We start from the raw sequence: 3,223 nt of genomic DNA on the forward strand, positions 1-3,223 counted from the left end.
ACTCTCGATGTAATACGGGAACATCCTGAAGAGTTCAATCTGACTGCCTTTTCAGTTGGCAAAAATATTGATGGTGCAAGAAAGATGATTATAGAATTCAAACCCTCTCTTGTATCTGTCCAAAGTGAAGAAGATGCAAAGTTGCTGCGAAGTGAGGTGCCCTCAGGTGTAAAGGTACTGTTTGGAGAAGAAGGTTTGGTACAAGTTGCCTGCCACCAGGATGCAGATATCCTTGTAAATGCTGTTCTTGGGAGCGTAGGGCTTTACCCGACACTTCAGGCGATTGAAGCGGGCAAGACAATAGCGATTGCCAATAAAGAAACGCTTGTCACTGCCGGTCATATTATAATGGAGGCAGCCAGTAAGAAAGGTGTCGCTTTATTACCAGTAGACAGCGAGCATTCAGCGATCTTCCAAGCACTTCAGGGGGAAAAGGAAAAGAATATCGAAAAATTGATCATAACGGCATCGGGGGGGAGCTTCAGGGACCTGGAAAGGGATGAACTTACCGGGGTAACGGTTAAACAAGCCCTCAATCATCCCAACTGGTCGATGGGTGCTAAAATAACGATTGATTCAGCATCCATGATGAATAAGGGGCTTGAAGTCATAGAAGCTCATTGGTTATTTGATATTCCTTATGATAAGATCGATGTTTTGCAGCATAGGGAGAGTATCATTCATTCAATGATCCAATTCCATGACACTTCCGTCATGGCCCAGCTCGGCACCCCGGATATGCGTGTACCGATTCAGTATGCATTGACGTTTCCTGATCGATTGGAACGCCATGGGAAGAAACGGTTGGATTTGGCCGAAATCGGGAAGCTGCATTTTGAGAAAATGGACTTCAAGCGTTTTCGATGCCTTGCTTTCGCCTACGATGCTGGCCGTACAGGAGGCAGCATGACAACCGTATTGAATGCTGCAAACGAAGCAGCTGTAGCGATGTTTTTGGAAAATAAGATTTCATTCCTTGGAATTGAAGACATGATAGAAAGAGCATTGAATGAACATGAAGTTATTCAGAATCCTGATCTCGAGACCATTCGGGAAATCGATAAAACTACTAGATTGACCGTTTCTAGCTGGATTTAAATAGCAGGCCTGTCATGTTTGCGTGTGCAGCAACGTAGTATTATATGAGACATGTTTTTCCGGTCAAAATGTTCATACTTATCATGCCTGAGAATACAGGTTCTTAAAAAAGGTGGTTATTTATTTGCAAACAGTCATTGCCTTTATCGTAATTTTTGGCGCTTTAGTATTTTTTCATGAACTGGGTCACTTGATTTTCGCTAAACGTGCAGGAATACTATGCCGGGAATTTGCGATAGGATTCGGACCTAAGGTATTTTCATATAAGAAAAACGAAACGACATACACAATAAGACTTCTGCCATTAGGAGGTTTCGTCCGGATGGCCGGAGAAGACCCGGAAATGGTGGAACTGAAAGCTGGGCATAGAGTAGGACTCGTGCTTGATCAAGATGAAAAGATAAGGAAAATTGTCCTGAATAATAAAGACCGCTATCCGAATATAAGGGTTATAGAAGTTGAGGAAGCGGACCTGGAACACAGGCTTTATATTAAAGGTTATGAAGATGAAGAAGAGGAAGTAATCAAACATTTTGAAATTTCACGTGATGCTGTATTTGTAGAAGATGGTGTGGAAACACAAATAGCACCGTGGGATCGTCAGTTTGCTTCGAAGTCCCTGTCTAAACGAGCGATGGCCATTTTTGCAGGACCGCTTTTCAATTTCATATTGGCTTTCTTTATTTTTTTACTTGTTGGTTTATTACAAGGGGTACCTACCAATGACCCTGTTCTCGGTAACTTAACTGAAGACGGTGCAGCAAAGGAAGCAGGGCTTCAGAAAAATGATGTCGTCCAAATCATTGATGGGAAGGAAATTTCCACTTGGGAAGACATCGTAACTGTCATTCAGAAACATCCTGGGGATGAACTGAACTTCACTGTTGAACGTGGAGGTACAACCGAGGAAATCTCTGTTACACCTAAGCCTCAAGAAGTAGAGGGGAAGGAAATCGGAATAATAGGCGTCCACAGCCCTGTTGAGAAGTCTCCCCTGAAGGTTGTAACCAATAGTGCTGAGCAGACATATGAGTGGACTAAAATGATTTTTGTACTACTGGGGAAACTGGTATCAGGCGAGTTCTCCATTGATGCACTGTCCGGTCCTGTAGGGATCTATCAGTCAACAGACGTGGTAGCAAAATCAGGGATCTTCTATTTAATGAGATGGGCTGCTATTTTAAGTATTAACTTAGGGATTATGAATTTGCTCCCGATCCCTGCCCTTGATGGGGGAAGGCTGCTTTTCTTCGGAATAGAAGCGGTGCGAGGAAAACCGGTAGACCGTCAAATGGAAGGAATGGTCCATTTTGTTGGATTCGCACTCCTGATGGTGCTGATGCTGGTTGTCACATGGAATGACATTCAACGTTTCTTTTTATAAGATGTACTATATTTCATAATAGAAGGGTTTTCAGGCAGTTTCTACCTCGTACAATTGAAAAATGAGGGTAGTACTGCCTGTTCATTTACGCTAAAATGAAGAAAGGAATGGAGAGTATCTCTCTGTTCTTTTCTAATGAACTACATATTTAACACTAACTGTTAACCGAGGTGCTAATAAATGAAGCAACGAAATACTTTGATTCCTACCCTTAGAGAAACACCGGCTGATGCGGAGATTAAAAGTCACCAGCTACTACTGCGTGCCGGTTATATTAGACAGAATGCAAGTGGGATATACAGTTTTCTGCCCTTAGGAAAGAAGGTCTTAAATAAAGTTGAAGAAATTATCCGTGAAGAATTGGATGCTGCAGGGGCCTCTGAATTGCTGATGCCTGCCCTTCAGCCCTCTGAATTATGGAAAGAATCGGGAAGGTGGGGAACGTATGGCCCTGAATTAATGCGTATGAATGATCGTCATGAACGTGAGTTTGCACTTGGTGCCACTCATGAAGAAATGATCACAAGCATTGTAAGGGACGAAATTAAATCATATAAGCGCCTTCCACTGACCCTTTATCAGATACAGACAAAATACCGTGATGAAAAACGTCCGCGCTTTGGTCTGCTGCGAGGCAGGGAATTTGTTATGAAAGATGCATACTCTTTCCACTCTTCCGGAGAAAGTCTTGATGAGACGTATGATCTCCTATTCCAAGCTTATACGAATATCTTCAAACGA

At 42.7% G+C, this 3,223-nt stretch carries 3 protein-coding genes; all 3 read left to right on the forward strand.

Annotated features, from left to right (window positions below):
* Nucleotides 1-1,098 (forward strand): 1-deoxy-D-xylulose-5-phosphate reductoisomerase (gene dxr / locus HP456_RS21825; RefSeq protein ID WP_172255030.1); only part of this gene is annotated, 1,098 nt, incomplete at its 5' end.
* A 124-nt stretch (nucleotides 1,099-1,222) separates the two neighbouring features.
* Nucleotides 1,223-2,482: an RIP metalloprotease RseP gene (gene rseP / locus HP456_RS21830; protein WP_172255032.1), complete on the forward strand. Its 1,260-nt coding sequence runs from the start codon at nucleotides 1,223-1,225 to the stop codon at nucleotides 2,480-2,482.
* 180 nt (nucleotides 2,483-2,662) lie between these two features.
* On the forward strand, nucleotides 2,663-3,223 hold a 561-nt coding region (proS, locus tag HP456_RS21835; RefSeq protein WP_172255034.1), incomplete at its 3' end, for a proline--tRNA ligase.

The organism is Bacillus haikouensis (assembly GCF_013179555.1).
GTDB lineage: Bacteria > Bacillota > Bacilli > Bacillales > Bacillaceae_B > Rossellomorea > Rossellomorea haikouensis_A.